Origin of the sequence: Collinsella aerofaciens (assembly GCF_015548375.1) — a bacterium.
Lineage (GTDB): Bacteria > Actinomycetota > Coriobacteriia > Coriobacteriales > Coriobacteriaceae > Collinsella > Collinsella aerofaciens_AB.
In genome coordinates, this window is sequence record NZ_JADMWW010000009.1 from 16,070 (window position 1) to 35,007 (window position 18,938).

At 60.4% G+C, this 18,938-nt stretch carries 17 protein-coding genes; 14 read left to right on the top strand and 3 right to left on the bottom strand.

Annotation, left to right across the window (positions count from 1 at the left end):
- The first annotated feature begins 4 nt into the window (after positions 1–4).
- From I1969_RS05220 to I1969_RS05270, 11 genes are all read left to right on the top strand, one after another.
- Entirely contained in the window at positions 5–913 is a 909-nt protein-coding gene (locus tag I1969_RS05220; protein ID WP_229028276.1) for a tyrosine recombinase, read from the top strand.
- Positions 914–1,132: 219 nt separating this feature from the next.
- Complete coding sequence (rpsB, locus tag I1969_RS05225; RefSeq protein WP_006236109.1) at positions 1,133–1,861, top strand: 30S ribosomal protein S2; 729 nt, start codon at positions 1,133–1,135, stop codon at positions 1,859–1,861.
- A gap of 45 nt (positions 1,862–1,906) precedes the next feature.
- Positions 1,907–2,776, top strand: coding sequence for a translation elongation factor Ts (gene tsf, locus I1969_RS05230; protein WP_089573406.1), 870 nt, complete (start codon positions 1,907–1,909; stop codon positions 2,774–2,776).
- 117 nt (positions 2,777–2,893) lie between these two features.
- On the top strand, positions 2,894–3,616 hold the full coding sequence (pyrH, locus tag I1969_RS05235; RefSeq protein WP_040359955.1) for a UMP kinase: 723 nt from the start codon (positions 2,894–2,896) through the stop codon (positions 3,614–3,616).
- A gap of 2 nt (positions 3,617–3,618) precedes the next feature.
- Entirely contained in the window at positions 3,619–4,155 is a 537-nt protein-coding gene (gene frr, locus I1969_RS05240; protein WP_195233588.1) for a ribosome recycling factor, read from the top strand.
- Position 4,156: 1 nt separating this feature from the next.
- Positions 4,157–4,951, top strand: coding sequence for an isoprenyl transferase (locus I1969_RS05245; protein ID WP_161155514.1), 795 nt, complete (start codon positions 4,157–4,159; stop codon positions 4,949–4,951).
- 2 nt (positions 4,952–4,953) lie between these two features.
- Complete coding sequence (locus I1969_RS05250; RefSeq protein WP_233539903.1) at positions 4,954–5,853, top strand: phosphatidate cytidylyltransferase; 900 nt, start codon at positions 4,954–4,956, stop codon at positions 5,851–5,853.
- Positions 5,853–7,040 carry a 1-deoxy-D-xylulose-5-phosphate reductoisomerase gene (gene dxr, locus I1969_RS05255; protein WP_195233590.1) on the top strand — a complete coding sequence of 396 codons (1,188 nt, stop codon included), beginning with the start codon at positions 5,853–5,855 and terminating at the stop codon, positions 7,038–7,040. Before I1969_RS05250 ends, dxr begins: the two co-directional genes overlap by 1 nt.
- Positions 7,041–7,065: 25 nt before the next feature.
- Positions 7,066–8,427, top strand: coding sequence for a M50 family metallopeptidase (locus I1969_RS05260; RefSeq protein WP_195233592.1), 1,362 nt, complete (start codon positions 7,066–7,068; stop codon positions 8,425–8,427).
- Between the two features lie 13 nt (positions 8,428–8,440).
- Entirely contained in the window at positions 8,441–9,523 is a 1,083-nt protein-coding gene (ispG, locus tag I1969_RS05265; protein ID WP_229028270.1) for a flavodoxin-dependent (E)-4-hydroxy-3-methylbut-2-enyl-diphosphate synthase, read from the top strand.
- Positions 9,524–11,245: a proline--tRNA ligase gene (locus I1969_RS05270; RefSeq protein WP_229025872.1), complete on the top strand. Its 1,722-nt coding sequence runs from the start codon at positions 9,524–9,526 to the stop codon at positions 11,243–11,245.
- 178 nt (positions 11,246–11,423) lie between these two features.
- Here I1969_RS05270 and I1969_RS05275 read toward each other — a convergent pair whose 3' ends face one another.
- The 3 genes from I1969_RS05275 to rpmB form a co-directional block, all read right to left on the bottom strand.
- Positions 11,424–12,188, bottom strand: a complete 765-nt coding sequence (locus I1969_RS05275; protein WP_006236119.1) for an aminoglycoside phosphotransferase family protein — start codon at positions 12,186–12,188, stop codon at positions 11,424–11,426.
- An 89-nt stretch (positions 12,189–12,277) separates the two neighbouring features.
- A complete protein-coding gene (gene adhE / locus I1969_RS05280) occupies positions 12,278–14,926 on the bottom strand; it encodes a bifunctional acetaldehyde-CoA/alcohol dehydrogenase (RefSeq protein WP_117716641.1) in 2,649 nt (882 codons plus the stop codon).
- A 515-nt stretch (positions 14,927–15,441) separates the two neighbouring features.
- The gene (gene rpmB, locus I1969_RS05285; RefSeq protein ID WP_022094725.1) at positions 15,442–15,630 is read right to left on the bottom strand and encodes a 50S ribosomal protein L28; all 189 of its coding nucleotides are present in this window, start codon (positions 15,628–15,630) and stop codon (positions 15,442–15,444) included.
- A gap of 452 nt (positions 15,631–16,082) precedes the next feature.
- Here rpmB and pyrR point away from each other — a divergent pair, with 452 nt between their 5' ends.
- Genes pyrR through I1969_RS05300 form a run of 3 tightly spaced genes read left to right on the top strand, consistent with a single transcriptional unit; the run spans position 16,083 to position 18,889 of the window.
- Positions 16,083–16,667 (top strand): bifunctional pyr operon transcriptional regulator/uracil phosphoribosyltransferase PyrR, encoded by a 585-nt coding sequence (pyrR, locus tag I1969_RS05290; RefSeq protein WP_006236123.1) that lies wholly within the window; start codon positions 16,083–16,085, stop codon positions 16,665–16,667.
- 4 nt (positions 16,668–16,671) lie between these two features.
- Entirely contained in the window at positions 16,672–17,616 is a 945-nt protein-coding gene (locus I1969_RS05295) for an aspartate carbamoyltransferase catalytic subunit (RefSeq protein ID WP_035138537.1), read from the top strand.
- Positions 17,600–18,889, top strand: coding sequence for a dihydroorotase (locus I1969_RS05300; protein WP_195233594.1), 1,290 nt, complete (start codon positions 17,600–17,602; stop codon positions 18,887–18,889). Before I1969_RS05295 ends, I1969_RS05300 begins: the two co-directional genes overlap by 17 nt.
- Positions 18,890–18,938 lie beyond the last annotated feature (49 nt).

The following is an 18,938-nucleotide window of genomic DNA, read 5'->3' on the forward strand; positions in this document are numbered from 1 at the left end:
TGACCTGTACGATGCCGTCGACTCGTTTATCGCCTATATCGCATGTGTCGAGGGACTTTCTCCCAACACGGTGACGGCCTATGGCTCGAGGCTGGAGCGCTTTGCTGCCTGGTGCGAACGCGAGGGCATCGACGCTCGCGCCGCCGACGTACGGACCGTTCGTTCCTATTTGGCCGAGCTGTCGCGTGGCCAGGTGGCGGCTCGGACCCTTGCGGCACACCTGTCTGCCATTCGCTCACTCTATCGGTGGATGGCTGTCGAGGGGATTGTCGAGGGCGATGCGGTCTCGGCGATCGCATCGCCCAAGCTGCCGCGCGACCTGCCGGGCGTCCTTACGACTCAACAGGTGGAGGCACTCCTCAAAGCCCCCGATACCTCAACACCCGCGGGACTGCGCGATGCGGCGATGCTCGAGTTGCTCTATGCCTCGGGTGCCCGCATCTCAGAGCTTGCGGCGCTCAATGTGGAATCCATCTCATGGTCCGAGCGCACGCTGCGCCTGTGGGGCAAGGGGAGCAAAGAACGTATCGTCCCCCTGTATCGTCGTGCGCTCGAGGTGACTCGTTTCTATATTGAGGAGGGGAGGCCGGTGTTGCTCGCTCAGGCAAAGCGCCGTGACCCCGCCACCGGGCCGCATCCGCTGCTTATATCGGTGCGCGGCAATCGCATGAGTGCCGCCATGTTCAGGCGGCGGTTCCATACGCTGGCGACGCTCGCCGGCATTCCGGCCGACATCGCCCCGCATGCGATGCGCCATACCTTTGCGACCGACTTGCTCGAGGGCGGCGCGGACCTGCGCTCGGTTCAAGAGCTGCTGGGTCATGCGAGCCTGTCCACGACGCAGATCTACACGCATCTCACACCCGATCGGCTTAAGCGGGCTGTGGCTCAAGCCCATCCCCGCGGCGAATAGTGGCTGGGACGTCCCGCGCCGCGCTCAGGTGTGTGGTTTTGATTGCGGGTTGGCAGGAAGATGCATTCCTGCTATCATTCATCGGGTTGCTTCACGGCAACAGGTTTATATCACGCACGCGCGGCTACTTCATACCGTGGTGCCCGGGCTTTGGTAGCACATGTCCGGGTTGGTTTTGGAGGATGACCCCGCGCGGAGGCAAACCACAGGAGGTTTAACATGGCTACCAAGATTAATATCCGCACCCTGCTCGAGGCCGGCTGCCACTTCGGTCACCAGACCCGTCGCTGGAACCCCAAGATGAAGCCGTTCATCTTCGGTGAGCGCAACGGCATCTACATCCTCGACCTCAAGCAGACTATCCTCGACGCCGACCAGGCCTACACCTTCGTCAAGAACGTCGCCAAGGGCGGCAACGTGCTGTTCGTCGGCACCAAGAAGCAGGCTCAGGAGGCCGTCAAGAACGCTGCTGAGCGCGCCAACATGCCTTACATCAACCAGCGTTGGCTCGGCGGCATGCTGACCAACTTCGTCACCATCCGCTCCCGCATCAACCGCATGGAGGAGCTTGAGGCCATGGTCGAGGACGGCCGCATGGCAGTGCTACCCAAGAAGGAGCAGGCTGTTCTCGGCAAGGAGCTCACCAAGCTCCAGACCAACCTCGGTGGCGCCCGCGACATGAAGGGTCTGCCCCAGGCTCTCTTCGTCATCGACACCAAGCGCGAGGAGAACGCCATCAAGGAGGCTCAGCGCCTGAACATCCCCGTCGTCGCTCTGATCGACACCAACTCCGATCCCGACGAGGTCGAGTACGGCATCCCCTGCAACGATGACGCTATCTCTGCTGTCACCCTTATGTGCGAGCTCATGGCTGACGCCTGCCTCGCTGGCTCCGGCAAGGAGCAGGTCTCCGAGGCCGAGATGGCCGCTGAGCCCAAGGCCGAGTAAATCAGTCTTAGTTAATTCTTTTTCATCTCTTTGAAAGGAACCACAATGGCCCAGATTACCGCCGCTATGGTCAAGCAGCTCCGCGAGATGACCGACTCCCCGATGATGGAGTGCAAGAAGGCTCTCGTCGAGGCTGACGGCGACATGGACGCCGCTGTCGACGTTCTTCGTAAGAACGGCCTTGCCAAGGCTGCCAAGAAGGCTGGCCGTGAGACCAACGAGGGCGCTGTCGCCGCGTTCGTCTCCGAGGATGGCAAGACCGGCGCTCTGCTCGAGCTCTCCTGCGAGACCGACTTCGTTGGCTCCAACGCCAAGTTCACCGGCTTTGCTTCCAAGGTCGCTGAGGTTGTCGCTACCACCGAGCCTGCTGACGTCGACGCTCTGCTCGAGAAGCCGATGGGCGAGGAGACCGTTTCCTCCGAGCTCACCGAGATGATTCACATCATGGGCGAGAACATGAAGATCTCCCGCTTCGCTGCCCGCAAGGCCGAGAACGGCGCGCTCGCTTCTTACATCCACATGGGTGGTAAGATCGGCGTCCTCGTCGAGTTCGCCTTCGAGAAGGCCGAGACCGCTCAGGCTGAGTCCTTCAAGGCCTTCGCTCACGACGTTGCCCTTCAGGTTGCCGCCGTCGCCCCGATCTGCGCTACCCGCGATCAGGTTCCGGCCGAGACCGTCGAGCACGAGAAGCAGATCTACATGGCTCAGGCTGCCGAGTCCGGCAAGCCCGAGGCTATCCAGGAGAAGATGGCTGTCGGCCGTCTGGAGAAGTTCTACAAGCAGTCCGTGCTCACCGAGCAGGAGTTCATCAAGGACAGCTCCCTCACCATCAAGAAGTACGCTGAGCAGGTCTCCAAGGAGCTTGGCGACACCATTACCGTCGTTGCCTTCGACCGTCTGGTCCGTGGCGAGTAAATAAGCTCTTGTAGCTGGTAATGAGCAGGCTGTGGGTTTTACTCACAGCCTGCTTTTTCATGGCTCTCCGTTAAGCCTTTGATATCATATTGAGAGTCTAATTAAAGGAGGATCGCTTTGTCCGACATCCGATATAAACGCGTGCTTCTTAAGCTTTCCGGCGAAGCACTGATGGGCGACGGCCAATATGGCATTGACCCCAAGGTTACCGACCATCTTGCCAAGCAGGTCAAGGAGCTGCTCGCCGTTGGCCATGAGGTCGGCGTCGTTGTCGGCGGCGGCAATATTTTCCGCGGCATGGCAGGCGCTGCCGGTGGCATGGAGCGTGCTCAGGCCGACTACATGGGCATGCTGGCAACCGTTATGAACGCGCTCGCCCTGCAGGATGCCTTCGAGCACAACGATGTTCCCTGCCGCGTGATGAGCGCTATCCAGATGAACGAGATCTGCGAGCCCTATATTCGTCGCCGCGCTATCAACCATCTGTCCAAGGGCAACGTCGTCATCTTCGCTGCCGGTTCGGGCAATCCGTACTTTACGACCGACACCGCCGCGGCTCTTCGTGCGTGCGAGATCGGCGCCGAGATTCTGATTAAAGCCACCAAGGTTGACGGCATCTACGACAAGGATCCCGTCAAGTGCGCCGATGCCGTCCGTTTTGACAAGATTACCTATCACGAGGTTCTCGTCCGCGGTCTGCAGGTTATGGATTCCACGGCTACGGCACTGTGCCAGGATAACCGTATGCCGATTTTGGTCCTCAACATCGATGGCGAGGACACCGTCAAGCGCGCGCTCGCGGGTGAGCCCGTCGGCACGCTCGTCTATCAGGAGGATTAAGCATGGCAGAGAACATCACCGCCCATATGGACAAGTCGCTCGAGTCCCTCAAGCATAACTTCTCCAAGGTCCGTACCGGTCGCGCCAACGCCAACATTCTGTCCGACATCACCGTTGATTATTACGGTGTCCCCACGCCGGTCACGCAGATTGCCGCCGTCAAGACCCCCGAGGCTCACATGCTGCTCATCGAGCCGTGGGACAAGGCGCTCATCAACGCTATCGTCAAGGCCATCGGCGCTTCCGATCTGGGCATTACCCCCAACTCCGATGGCACCGTCGTTCGTCTGCCGTTCCCGGCCCCCACTGAGGAGCGCCGTCGCGAGCTCGTCAAGGAGTGCCGCGAGTACGCCGAGCAGGCCAAGGTGTCTATCCGTAGCATCCGTCGCGACTTCAACAATAAGCTCGAGCGCGATGAGGAGCTCACCGAGGACGATGTCCGTCGCGAGCAGGCCAAGGTCCAGAAGCACACCGATGAGTATGTCGCCAAGGTCGAGGAGCTTCTGAAGGAAAAAGAAGCCGAGGTCATGGAGATCTAAGGTGCAATACGACAAGCATAAACTGGTCGAGTACTTTGCCGACGCCCCTGCGGGCGTCGGTTTTTCCGACCTTGACCTCAATAACATTCCGCACCATATCTCGTGCATCATGGACGGCAACGGTCGTTGGGCCACGTCGCGCGGTCTTGCACGCACCGAGGGTCATAAGGCAGGTATCGTCTCGCTGCGCGAGATCATTACCGCCTGCGTGCGCCTGGGCGTCGACGTGCTTTCTGCCTATGCGTTTTCTACCGAAAACTGGAACCGTCCGCAGCATGAGGTCAACGTCTTGATGCATCTGTTTGCCAAGACGTTTATCGACGAGCTGCCGCTTCTGAAGCGCGAAAACGTGCGTGTTGTCTTTTTGGGTGACATTTCCGCGCTGCCCAAGAAGACCCGCGACGTTTTTGAACGCGGTCTTGCCGAGTGCGCCGATCACACCGGTATGACGCTGGCGCTTGCCGTCAACTACGGCGCGCGTGCCGAGATTACCCGCGCTGTCCGTCAGATTGCACTCGACGCTGCCGCCGGTAAGATCGATCCTGCCGCAATTGATGACGACATGGTGGCTTCCCATCTCTATACCGCCGGCCTTCCCGATCCTGAGCTTGTGATTCGCACCTCTGGTGAGCTGCGCCTTTCGAACTATCTGCTGTGGCAGGTGGCTTATTCCGAATTCTACGTCACCGATACCTATTGGCCCGACTTTGATCGTTGGGGCCTTGTCGACGCCATTTTGGCCTATCAGGGCCGTGACCGTAGGTTTGGTGGACTGAGTAAGACCGAGGAGGCTTAATCGTGTCCGATCGTCCCAAGGCATCTGCTCCCAAGACGCCTGCGCGCAAAGCTGCCACTGCTGGAGCGCCTGCAGCTAAGAGCGGCACCGGTTCGTGGCTGGCGGGCTTTATTACCCGTGCCGCCGCCGGTATCGTCTACGCCGTTGTCTTTATCCTGTGCCTGGTTTTGGGTATCGTGCCCACGGCCATCTTTGTTTCCGTCATGAGCGGTCTGTGCTGCTATGAGTTTTTCCGTATGACAAGGCTCGATGGCAAGATGGCTAACGAGCGCATGGGTATCGCTGCCGCCGTACTCTTTCCGCTGTCGGCGTTGGGCGATTCGATGTTGCTGAATGCCCTGCTTTTTGCCCTGATGCTCGCTGTGGGCATTTGGTATGTCTGGTCGCCGCGTACCCGCATCTCTGATGTGGCCGTGACGCTCATGGGTCCCATCTACACTGGCTTTATGCTGTCGGCTATCGTGCTGCTGCGCGATGCCGTGCCCGGTTTTGCCGGTGCCCTGCTTTCAGTGGGCGTTTGCGCGTCCCTTTGGGTCTCCGATTCGTTTGCCTACATCGTGGGTAGCCGTATCGGCAAGCACAAGATGGTTCCCAAGATCTCTCCCAAAAAGAGCTGGGAGGGGTTTGCCGGCGGCATCCTGGGCTCGGTTTTGATTTGGCTCATCCTGTGGGCGACGCACTTCTACAAGCTCAGCCTGCCCTATGCGCTGCTGTGCGGCGTGGTCGTGTCCATTCTGGGCGTTATCGGCGACCTTATCGAGTCGCGCATCAAGCGCGGTGTGGGCGTCAAGGATTCCGGCAACCTTATCCCGGGCCACGGCGGAATGCTCGATCGTAGCGATTCGCTTATCTTCGGCTGCATCACCGCGCAGCTGCTTTTGATGATCGGAGGCGTGCTGTAATGTCCTTCCAGACGACGTATGGCCCCGATGGGCGCCTTCGCGTTGCCATCCTGGGTTGTACGGGCTCCATCGGCACCCAGGCACTCGATGTGTGCCGTCAGCATGCCGATCGCCTGCAGGTGACGGCGCTGTCCGTTAACTCCAGTACCTCCGAGCTCGTTGCCGCTGCCCGCGAGTTCTCGGTTCCGGCGGTTGCCGTGGCCGATGTCGATCATGGCGATGACGCCGTGCTGCAGGAGTTGCCCGAGGGAACGAAGCTCGGCGTTGGCGCGCAGGCGGTTTGCGAGCTCGCGCGTCGCGACGATGTCGACTGCGTGCTTGTCGCTATTGTGGGCGCCGCCGGTCTCGAGGCGAGCCATGCGGCCTTGACCTCAAATAAGCGCCTTGCCCTTGCCAACAAGGAGTCCCTCGTCGTCGGTGGCGACTTGCTTATGCCGTTGGCGCAACCGGGCCAGCTTATTCCAGTCGACTCTGAGCACTCCGCCATTTACCAGTGCTATCTGGGGGAGAACCCGCGCGAGGCTTATTGTATTTGGCTCACCTGCTCGGGCGGTCCGTTCTTTGGCCGCACGCGCGACGAGCTCAATCGCGTGACGCGTGCCGATGCCCTCGCGCATCCCACGTGGGCCATGGGTGCCAAGATCACCATCGACTCCGCCACCCTCATGAACAAGGGCCTGGAGCGCATTGAGGCCATGCATCTGTTTAACTGCGACCTCGATTTCATTAACGTGGTCGTGCAACGTCAGTCCAAGATTCACTCTATGGTCGAGTTCGCCGACGGCTCCGTGATGGCGCATCTCGGTGCATCCGACATGCGTATTCCCATCCAGTTCGCGTTCTCGTATCCCGAGCGTTGGGATGCCCCGGCGCCTCGTATCGATTTCCGCGAGCTGGGGCAGCTCACGTTTGATGCTGCCGACATGGATACCTTCCGCTGTCTGGCACTGGCCGAGCGTGCCGGCAAGACGGGTGGCACCATGCCGTGCGTGCTCAATGCCGCCAACGAGGTTGCCGTCGATGCCTTCCTGCACGATGGCTGCAGCTTTACCGATATCGATCGCATTGTGGAATCCTGCATGGACGCCCACGATATGCAGGCGGTCGATTCGTTTGAGCAGCTTCGCGACATCGATGCGTGGGCGCGTGAAAAGGCTGCGCAGGTGCTCGCCGCAACCCGTTCCTAACCCATAAGGATTGCTTTTTCGTTTTATGGATACTGTTCTGAGCGTTCTCTCATCGGTCTTTTGGGGCCTGCTGATGCTTTCCGTCCTCGTGTTTTTGCACGAGGGCGGCCACTTTTTGGCGGCGCGTGCCTGCGGCGTCCGTGTGACCGAGTTCTTTTTGGGCCTGCCGTGCCGCTTTGACATCCATTACACGTCGCGTCGCATTGGAACCAAGTTTGGCGTGACCCCGCTGCTGCTGGGTGGCTACGCTGCCATCTGTGGTATGGATCCGACCGACGTCTCGTGTGCCGATCGCGTGCTCGCGGCTATCTATCGTCATGGTCGCGTGACCGTGGCCGACCTTGCTGTCGAGCTCGAGCTTTCCGAGGAGGATGTGCTCGAGGCATGCGCCCTGTTGCTTGGCTGGGGCTCCATCGCACCCTGGTATGAGGAAGGGGAGAAGCCCTCGCCGAGCTACTATCCCACCAAGTATCAGACGCTGCCGCGAGACGCGGCGGGTTACACCACCTTTGACGGTCGCCGTTTCGATCGCGAACATTCAACTGCCGAGGGCGATGCGTGGGAGCTGCCGTGCGGCGAGGCCGAGTTCCTTGCACGAGAGCGCTCGCACACCTATCTTGGCCAAGGCTTTCTCAAGCGCGCCTTTATGCTGCTCGCGGGCATTATCGTCAATATCTTGACGGGTTTTTTGCTCCTTATGAGCATCTATTCCATTGCGGGTGTCACCGTGCCGATGGATACCAACGTGATCGGTCAGGTTGACGAGGGGTCTATTGCCGCCAAGGCGGGTATCGAGGCCGGTGATGCGATCCTTTCGGTTGACGGTGTCTCATGTTCCACTTGGATGGATGTCTACGATGCCATCGGCAAGGCCGCCGGTAAGGACGATATCGCCATCGAGTACGAGCGTGACGGCAAGCAGCATTCGACCACGGTTGCGCTCAAAGAGGACGAGCGCCTAGGTGTGTATGCCTCTACGCAGGTGGTCCGTTTAGACCCCATCACGTCGGCTCGCCTGTCGTTCTCCTATGTCGTGCAGACAGCGGATGGCGTGATGCGCCTGCTCCAGCCGCAGCATACGATGGAGATTCTCGATCAGTCTTCTTCGATCGTGGGTATTAGCGTTATGTCCTCACAGGCCGCTGCTGCCGGCCCTGCCACGTTCCTTTCGTTTGCTGCCCTCATTTCGTTCTCGCTTGGCTTTATGAACCTGCTGCCCATCCCACCACTCGATGGCGGCAAGCTGGTCATCGAGATCATTCAAAAGATTGCGGGCCGCGAGCTACCTCTCAAGGTCCAGACGATTGTGAGCTATGTGGGCATCGCGCTCTTTGCGCTGCTGTTTGTCTATATGCTTCGTTCCGACATCCTTCGATTTATTCTGTAGGGGAGTGTTTGGATTGTCTTTATCCCATCCTTTGCCTCGCGAGTTGACGCGCCCCGTGCATGTGGGCGGTGTGCAGATCGGTGGCGGCGCGCCGGTGGTGGTCCAATCCATGACCTGCACCGATACCGCTGATGCCCAGGCAACGCTTGCGCAAGTGTGCGCGTTGGCGCAGGCTGGCTGCGATATCGTGCGTGTGAGCGTGCCCACCGAGGCCGCGCTTGAGGGTTTCCGCACCATCTGTGCTGAGTCTCCGGTGCCAATCGTTGCCGATATCCACTTTAACCACAAGCTGGCCATTGGCGCTGTGGAGGCCGGTGCCGCCAAGCTCCGCATCAATCCCGGTAATATCGGCGATTGGGCCAAGGTCGATGCTGTCATCGATGCCGCGGGTGCTGCGGGCTGCGCAATTCGCATCGGTGTCAACGCTGGTTCGCTTGAGCAGGATATCGCCGAGCGCGAAGACCTCACGCAGCCCGAAAAGCTCGTGATGTCGAGCGAGCGCTTCGTCAAGCACTTTGAGGACCGCGGCTTTACGAACATTGTGCTTTCGGCCAAGGCCCATAGCGTGCAAACGACGCTCGATACCTATCGAGCCCTGTCGCGTGAGATTCCCCACGTTCCGCTTCACCTGGGCGTAACCGAGGCGGGTACCAAGCTTCAGGGCACTATCAAGAGCTCGGTGGGTCTGGGTATTCTGCTGTCCGAGGGCATCGGTGACACCATGCGCGTGTCGCTTACGGCCGATCCGGTTGAGGAGCCGCCGGTTGCCTGGGGTATTCTGCAGTCGCTGGGCCTGCGTCGCCGTGGCCCCGAGATTGTCTCGTGCCCCACGTGCGCCCGCTGCCAGGTTAACCTTATTCCCATCGCCGAGGAGGTCACCGAGCGGCTTAAGAACTACTCCGCGCCGCTTTCTATCGCTGTGATGGGATGTGCCGTTAATGGCCCCGGTGAGGCTTCTGATGCCGACCTGGGCGTTGCTTGCGGACGTGGTCAGGCCTTGCTCTTTTCGCATGGCCAGATCATTGGTAAAGTAGCTGAGGACCAAATTGTCGACGCGCTTATGGCAGAGGTCGACAAACTTATTGAGGAGAAATAAATGACCCGAGCAATGTATATGTCTAAGCTCTATGCGCCGACGCTTAAAGAGGATCCGGCGGACGCTGAGCTCGCCAGCCACCGCCTGCTGCTCCGTGCCGGCATGATCCGCAAGGAGGCCGCCGGTCTGTATTCTTATCTGCCGCTCGCATGGCGCTCGATCCGCAAGATCGAGAACATCGTGCGCGACGAGATGGATGCTGCCGGCGCCCAGGAGCTTATGATGCCTATCATGGTCGATGCCGAGCTGTGGCGTGAGTCCGGCCGTATCGATGCCTATGGCAAGGAGCTTGTGCGCTTTGACGACCGTCATGGTCGCGAGTTCGTCCTGGGCCCCACGCACGAGGAGACCGTCACGGCCCTGGTGCGCAACGAGCTGCGCTCCTACAAACAGCTGCCCGTCAACCTGTACCACATCCAGGATAAGTTCCGCGACGAGTTCCGTCCCCGCTTTGGCCTGATGCGCGGCCGTGAGTTCATCATGAAGGACGCCTACAGCTTCTCCGCCACGCAGGAGAGCCTGCAGGAGGAGTACGACAAGATGAAGCAGGCGTACGCCAATATCTGCGAGCGCTGCTACATCAAGGCTCTGCCCGTCGTCGCCGATTCTGGCGAGATCGGTGGCGATACCTCCGTCGAGTACATGGCTTTGGCTGACGCCGGCGAGGCTTCGCTCGTCTACTGCGACGATTGCGGCTTCGCTGCCGATGACGAGGCTGCAAGCACCAAGGTCGTCGTGACCGAGGGTCCTGGTGACGGTACGCTCACCAAGGTTGAGACTCCGGGCATGGGCACCATTGAGGCTGTTGCTAAGTTCTTTGGGTTCCCCGAGAACGGCACGCGCAAGTCGCTGGCACTCATCGACGCCGAGGGCAAGCCGGTCGTGGCCATTGTTCCGGGCGATCACGAGCTCAACGATTGCAAGGCCGAGCACGTCTTTGGCAAGGGCTATCGCATGATGACCGACGAGGAGCTTCAGGCGAACGGTCTGCACAAGGGCTTTATCGGACCGGTTAACCTGCCCGATGGCATTCGTCTGGTCTGCGACGAGAGCCTGCGCGAGTCCAAACAGTGGGCCTGCGGTGCCAACGAGGTCGATTATCACTTTACCGGTGCCTGCCCCGAGCGCGACTTTACCGTCGATGAGTGGGCCGACCTGGTCACCGTTGTCGCCGGCGACCCCTGCCCGCACTGCGGCAAGCCGCTCTCCGCTGCCCGCGGCATCGAGGTTTCTCAGGTCTTCCAGCTGGGCACCAAGTACTCCGAGGCCATGGGTGCCACCTTTATGGATGAGGACGGCAAGGAGAAGCCGCTCATCATGGGTTGCTACGGCGTGGGCGTGTCCCGCTCGCTTGCTGCCGTCGTGGAGCAGCACAACGACGAGCACGGTATCGTCTGGCCGGTCTCCGTTGCCCCGTACGAGGTCGCGGTGATTCCGCTTGATCCCAAGAAGGAAGAGTGCGCTACCGTCTGCGAGCAGATTGTTGATGGCCTGTGTGCCGAGGGTATCGAGGTCGTCGTCGACGATCGCGATGAGCGTCCGGGCTTTAAGTTTGCCGATAACGACCTCATGGGCTTCCCGTATCAGGTGGTTCTGGGCAAGCGCGGCCTTAAGAATGGCACCGTTGAGCTCAAGGACCGTGCTACGGGCGAGCGCGAGGACGTGGCGATCGACGAGGTCGTTGCCAAGGTTGCCGAGCTTGTTAAGGCAGCCCGCCGTTAATCGACGATTTCGCTTGTAGTTCGATATGTGGGACGGCCCCGCATTTCTCCAATCGGGGAGATGCGGGGCCGTCCTATTATCTTGTAGCATCCTCGATATCTAAAAGGAAAACCCCACAGCCCATGCGAGCTGCGGGGTTTTCCATTGTGCCTCCGATGCGAAATAAATCGCTCAGATATTACTGATAATCGACGACGTCGATCCAGTTCTTCAGGAACTCATCGTTCACGTTGCGCTTACGAGCGAGCTCGGAAGCGGCGACGATGCTCGTCCACTGACGCACGACCTGCATGGGCATGTCGGCACGGTCGCAGTAGAGCTCCAGGTAGGCCTCGGCCTGGTCCTTGCTGTTGAGGGCAAAGAGCAGGTAGGTGGTGGCAACGTCGGCAGCAGGGGAGCCCTGGGTGGCGTGTGCCCAGTCGCACACATAGAGCTGGCCGTCGTCGCCGACGATGACGTTGGAGGGGTTGAAGTCGCCGTGGCAGACCTTGAACTCCTTGGTCATGCCGTCCAGACGCTCCTGAAGGTTGTAGCGCGTGGTGGCATTGAGCTGATCAAGGCTGTCGATCATGCGGGCGAACTTGTCGCGCTGACGGTTGAGCAGCGGGGAGGTGTAGCCGTGGATCTCGATCTGGAGGTCGACGAACATCTCGAGGTACTCACCAAAGCGCTGGGGCTCGGCAGTCATCTTCTCGGCAAGGGTGGTGCCCGGAACCTTCTCGGTCACGAGCGCCCAGCCGTTGGCGTTCTCGAGCTGGGAAACCTCGAGAGCCTTGGGGCTGCGGATGCCGCACTCATTGATGCGGGCAAGATTCAAAGCCTCGTTGAACACGTCGGAGACAGGCTTGGTCTCGTTAAAGACCTTGACGATCTTGTCGCCCAGGTCGTAAACGACCTTGTTGCCACGGCGGACGAGCTCGGTCTTGGAATCGGGTAGCAGCATGGTTGCATCCTTTCAACGATGCGATAGAAGCGACGGCGGGGGTGTGTGAAACACCCGTGCACCCCCGCCGCAAAAAACCGTGCTAAAAACTAGCAGACGGCGTAGTCCTGGGGCTCGCGGCCGTAGTAGGCGTCCAGGTAGAGCTCCTTGATCTCGCTCATGAGCGGGTAGCGCGGGTTAGCGCCGGTGCACTGGTCGTTGAATGCCTGCTCGGTCATCTCGTCGAGGGTGTCGAGGAAGTACTGCTCGTCAACACCGTAGTCGGCGATGGTCTTCTTGACACCGATGAAGTCCTTGAGCTCCTCGAGCTTCGTGATGAAGTTCTCGAAGACCTCCTTGTCGTCCTTGCCCTCGATGCCGCAGTACTTGGCCATCTCGGCGTAGTTGTGCAGCGCGTTGGGGTAAGGATACTGGGAGAAGGTACCCATCTTGACGGGAGCCTCGGCGGCGTTGTAGCGCATGACGCGGGTCAGGATGACGGCGTTAGCGATGCCGTGGGGCAGGTGATGGAAAGCGCCGAGCTTGTGAGCCATGGAGTGGTTGAGGCCCAGGAAGGCGTTGGCGAAGGCCATACCGGCCATGCAGGAGGCGTTGTGCATCTCCTCGCGGGCGTGCGGGTCCTTGGCGCCGTTCGTGAAGCTGGAGGGCAGGTTCTCAAAGACGAGCTTGGCAGCGCGCTCGGAGAGGCCCTTGGTGTAGTCGGAAGCCATGATGGAGACGTAGGACTCGATGGCGTGGGTCATGACGTCGATGCCGGAGGCAGCGGTCAGGCCGCGCGGGGCGGTCATGCAGTTGTCGGCGTCGACGATAGCCATGTTGGGGAGCAGCGCGTAGTCGGCGAGCGGCCACTTGATGCCGGTCTCCTTGTCGGTGATGATGGCGAACGGCGTGCACTCGGAGCCGGTACCCGAGGAGGTCGGGACGGCGACGAAGTAGGCCTTCTTGCCCATCTCGGGGAAGGTGAAGATACGCTTGCGGATGTCCATGAAGTCCATGGCCATGTCCTCAAACTTGCACTCGGGGTGCTCGTACATCATCCACATGATCTTGCCGGCGTCCATAGCGGAGCCACCGCCGACGGCGATGATGACGTCCGGCTCAAAGAGAGCCATCTGCTTGGCGCCGCGACGTGCGCACTGCAGCGACGGATCGGGCTCGACGTCGTAGAAGCAGTCGTGGGCGATGCCCATCTCGTCGAGCTTGGCCTCGATGGCGCGGGTGTTGCCATTCTTGAAGAGGAACTGGTCGGTAACGATGAAGGCGCGCTTCTTGCCCATGACGTTGCCCAGCTCGTCGAGGGCGACGGGCGTGGAACCCTTCTTGAAGTAGACCTTCTCGGGAGCGCGGAACCACAGCATGTTCTCACGGCGCTCGGCCACAGTCTTAACGTTGATCAAGTGCTTCACCCCAACGTTCTCGGAGACGGAGTTGCCGCCCCAGGAGCCGCAGCCCAGGGTCAGAGACGGCTTCATGCCAAAGTTGTACAGGTCACCGATGCCGCCGTGCGAGGACGGGGTGTTGATGACGATGCGGCAGGCCTTCATGACGTGCTCGAACAGGCTGATCTTCTCGGCCTGGGCGGGGTGCACGTACAGAGAGGCGGTGTGGCCCGGGCCACCGGCGAGCACCAGGTGCTCGGCCTTGTCGACGGCCTCCTGGAAGTCCTTGGCGTGGTACATGGCCAGGACCGGGGAGAGCTTCTCGTGGGAGAACTCCTCCTTGGCGGGGTCGGTGGAGGTGACCTCGGCGATCAGGATCTTGGTCTTGGCGGGAACCTCGATGCCGGCGAGCTCGGCGATCTTGGCGGCAGCCATGCCGGGGATGCGGTGATCGAGGGCGCCGTTCTTGAACATGGCGGCACGCAGGGCCTCCATCTCGGCACCCTGCTTGACGAAGTAGCAGCCGCGCTTCTGGAACTCGGCCTTGACCTGGTCGTAGATGGTGTCGATGACGGTCACGGACTGCTCGGAAGCGCAGATCATGCCGTTGTCGAAGGTCTTGGAGTGGATGATGGAGTTGACTGCGAGCAGAACGTCGGCGGTGTCGTCGATGACGACCGGGGTGTTACCGGCGCCAACGCCCAGGGCGGGCTTGCCCGAGGAGTAGGCGGCCTTGACCATGCCCGGGCCACCGGTGGCGAGGATGATGTCGACGTCTCGCATGACCATGTTGGTCAGCTCGATGGAGGGGACATCGACCCAGCCGATGATGCCCTCGGGGGCGCCGGCCTTGACGGCGGCGTCAAGCACGAGCTTGGCGGCGGCGATGGTGCACTTGGCGGCAGCCGGGTGCGGGGAGATGATGATGGCATTGCGGGTCTTCAGGCTGATCAGCGTCTTGAAGATTGCGGTGGAGGTGGGGTTGGTCGTCGGGATGACGGCGCCCACGATGCCGATGGGCTCGGCGATCTTGGTGATGCCGTAAGCCTCGTCGCGCTCCAGAACGCCACAGGTCTTGGTGTTCTTGTAAGCGTTGTAGATGTACTCTGCGGCGTAGTGGTTCTTGATGACCTTGTCCTCAAGAACGCCGCGGCCGGTCTCCTCGATGGCCATCTTCGCCAACGGGATACGAGCCTTGTTGGCGGCCATGGCGGCCTCATAGAAGATCTTGTCGACCTGCTCCTGCGTGTACGTAGCAAAAAGCGCCTGGGCCTCTCGCATCTGAGCGAGCTTAGCCTCAAGCGCCTCTACGTTGTCCACAATTGCGGGAGTAGTGTTTTCCGGTGACTTTTTCACCATTTGTGTCTCCTTGCGATCGGAGATTTACCCTACGCCTTGCATGATAGCAAGAAATAATTCGGTGAACGGTAAGATTCCTTTAAAAGGCACACTAAAACGCTTCAATAAAATGAACCGCTTTAACTAAAACTATCTGCCTGCTGCATCGCCCCGCTCATTGGGGACGGACTTACATGAGAATTTCAATCGGAAAACGGGAAGAACGGGGCATCTTTTTGACAATTGCTATTCGCGGGTCGCGGTTGAGTCAGACACGCAGGCGGTGCAGCTGCTCGACTATATTCGTCTCAATCTCGTGAAAGGTGCGCTTGGCTCAATCGAGGCGTACCGCTGGTCAAGCTACAGGGCATACCAGCTGGGCTACGATCCCTTTGACATCTGCAAACACTCATGTAAGTCTGTCCCCAATGAGTGCAAAAAGGCGCCCTCATTGGGGAGGGCGCCTTTGGTAAGTTCTATATGAACGCGAGGTCTTTGACCCGGAGAGTCCGAAGTACTTGTTGGTAAGACCTTATTTAGGAGCGCGCAACCTTGCCAGACTTGAGGCAGGTGGAGCAAACGTTCATCTTGCGACGGTGACCATCGACGACGACGTAGACGCGCTGGATGTTGGGGCGGAACTTACGGTTGGTGACGCGGTGAGAGTGGCTGATGGAGCGACCGGCAACGGGGTGCTTACCGCAAACTTCGCAAACTTTGGACATAACTGACCCTCCTTGGGCGACAAACGAACATGTCGCGTTAACAAACAAGCCTGAACTATAGCACAGAAGTCGCTCCCTGTGCGCAATCTACACAGAGATATTCCTCTTTTGGCGATAGTGCCCACGCCACGGCCCTGGACGTAGATCCGATTTGCGTGCAGCAGAGGGGATTATGCCAGCTCGTGCGTGCGTTTTCAAGCTCGTCCCACAAATATATATAGGTTTATGGAGCATTGGGCTCCGTTTACGGATTGCTCTGTATTTATGCTCGCAATTAAGCCCGAGGTTGGCTACACTATCCCTTGACCATTAAAGGGGTACGAGATACCCACATGGAATTACATAGCTGCCAAAGAGCAGCCTTTCCTGTGGGTGTCTGGTCCGCTTTAAGCGGTCGGGCATCTATTTTTTTTGACTGTGTCAGCAGTCAAGACATGTGAGGAAGGAGATCGATGGGCACGACTTCCCCCAAGGCGGTCATCATGGACGAGACCGCCGTCAATCGAGCGATGACCCGCATCGCGCACGAGATTCTCGAGCGCAACGAGGGCTGTGAAGACCTCGCTCTGGTCGGCATCGTCACGCGCGGCGACCTTCTGGCAAAGAAGCTCGCCGAGGAGATCAAGGAGATCGAGGGCGTCGACGTTCCGCTCGGCAGCCTCGATATCAGCTTCTACCGCGATGACTACGCTACCAATTTCGCTCCCGCGATCCACGCCACCAACATTCCCTTCAGCGTCGATGGCAAACGCGTCGTTTTGGTGGACGACATCCTGTACACGGGTCGTACCATCCGCGCCGCTCTAGACGCCGTCATGGACCTGGGCCGTCCGAGCCGCATTGAGCTGGCAGTCCTCGTTGACCGCGGCCACCGCGAGCTCCCCATCTCGCCGGACTTTGTCGGCAAGAACGTTCCCTCGTCGCATGAGGAGAACGTGCACTTATATATGAAGGAAGTCGACGGCCACACCGCTGTCGAGATTAACGACGTCGCGCCGGGTTCCCACGTGGGCTCCGCGCCGCTGGGAGGTGAGTAGTACCGTGGCGTTCAACCATAAGCACCTGATCGACATTACCGAGTACTCCGAAGAGGACATCAAGCTCATCCTCGAGACCGCCAAGGCGTTCTCCGAGGTCAACGAGCGTGCCATCAAGAAGGTCCCCACGCTCAAGGGCAAGACCATCGTCAACATGTTCAACGAGCCCTCGACGCGCACCCGCAGCTCCTTCGAGCTCGCCGAGAAGCGTCTTTCGGCCGACAGCCTCAACTTTGGCGGCTCCTCGACCTCCACGGTCAAGGGCGAGAGCCTCGTCGACACCGTCGAGACCCTCAACGCCTACAAGATCGACTGCATCGTCGTGCGCGATAAGCACGCCGGTGCTCCCTACATCGTCACGCAGAACTCGCCCGCGAGCGTCATCTGCGCCGGTGACGGCAAGCACAACCATCCCACGCAGGCCCTGCTCGACCTGTACACCATCTGGGAGCACAAGGGTGACTTCCACGGTCTGAAGGTCGCCGTCGTCGGCGATATCGCGCACTCCCGCGTCTGCGGCTCGCTGATTCCCGCCCTTAAGATCATGGGCTGCGAGACCTACGCCGTCGCCCCCGGCACGCTGCTGCCGCCGGCGCCCGAGGTCCTGGGCTGCGACCACGTGACGAGCGACCTCGATTCCGTCCTGCCCGAGCTGGACGTCGTTTACATGCTGCGCGTGCAGCAGGAGCGTCTCGAGGGTGCCCCGTTCCCGACCATTCGTGAGTACCACAAGCTCTTCGGTCTGACCAAGGACCGCGAGAAGCTCATGAAGCCCGACGCGATTATCTGCCACCCGGGCCCCATCAACCGCGGCGTCGAGTTCGATTCCTATATGGCCGACCACCCGCAACGCTCCGTCATCCTGGAGCAGGTCTACGCCGGTATCTGCGTGCGTATGGCTATCCTGTATCTGCTGCTTGGAGGTGCCGATAATGGCCTTGCTTCTTAAGAATGCCCACGTCGTCGACCCGTCCGTCGAGCTTGACGGTGTCGTTGACGTCCTGATTGACAGCGACAAGATCGCCGAGGTCGGCGAGAGTCTCGCCGTCGAGGGAGCCGAGGTCCGCGACCTTTCCGGCAAGTACCTCGTCCCCGGCCTGGTGGACATGCACGTCCACCTGCGCGAGCCCGGCTACGAGGTCAAAGAGGACATTGAGAGCGGCACCCGCGCAGCTGCCAAGGGCGGCTTTACCGGCGTGTGCGCCATGCCCAACACCGACCCCGTTACCGACAACGGTACCGTCGTTGAGTTTGTCAAGTCCCGCGCTGCCGAGGTCGGCCACTGCCGCGTCTATCCGTCGGGCGCCATGACCCGCGGTCTTAAGGGCGAGGCCATGTCCGAGATGGGCGATATGGTCGCCCACGGCGCCGTCGCCTTCACCGATGACGGTCGCGGCGTGCAGGGCGCGGGCATGCTCCGTCGCTGCATGGACTACGGCAAGATGTTCGGCAAGGTCTTCATGAGCCACTGCCAGGACGAGGACCTGGTCGGCCACGGCCAGATCAACGAGGGCAAGGTCTCGACCCGTCTGGCTCTCGAGGGCTGGCCGGCTGCCGGCGAGGAGCTCCAGATCGCCCGCGACATCGAGATCGCCAAGCTGACCGGTGCCAAGCTGCACATCCAGCACATCTCCACCGCCCATGGCCTGGAGATCGTGCGTGCCGGCAAGGCCGCTGGCGTTCAGGTTACCTGCGAGGCCACCCCGCACCACATGTTCCTGACCGAGAACGATCTAGACGAGACCTACAACACCTCGCTCAAGGTCAATCCGCCGCTGCGTACCGAGGAGGATGCCGAGGCCATCCGCCAGGGCGTCATCGACGGCACCGTCGACGTTATCGTCACCGATCACGCTCCCCACACCCCGTGGGAGAAGGCCCGCGAGTTCGAGCTTGCGCCCTTCGGCATGATCGGCCTCGAGACTTCGCTGTCGCTCGTCCTCACCGAGCTGGTCAACACGGGCAAGATGAGCATGGGCCGCATGGTCGAGCTCATGGCCATCAAGCCGCGTGAGATCCTGGGCCTCGACCAGGTTCAGGTCAAGGCGGGCTCCGTTGCCGACCTGACCGTGTTCGACGCGTCCGCCACCTGGACGGTTGGCGAGGACGGTTACGAGTCGCGCGCCGAGAACTCCGGTTTTGCCGGCCGCACGCTCACCGGTCGTGCCACCGATGTGTTTGTCGGCGGCAAGCAGACGCTTGCCGACGGCTGCATCTGCTAGCATAGCTTTATCGCTTTTGTGCGCGGCGCCCTTGCGGTGCCGCGCTTTC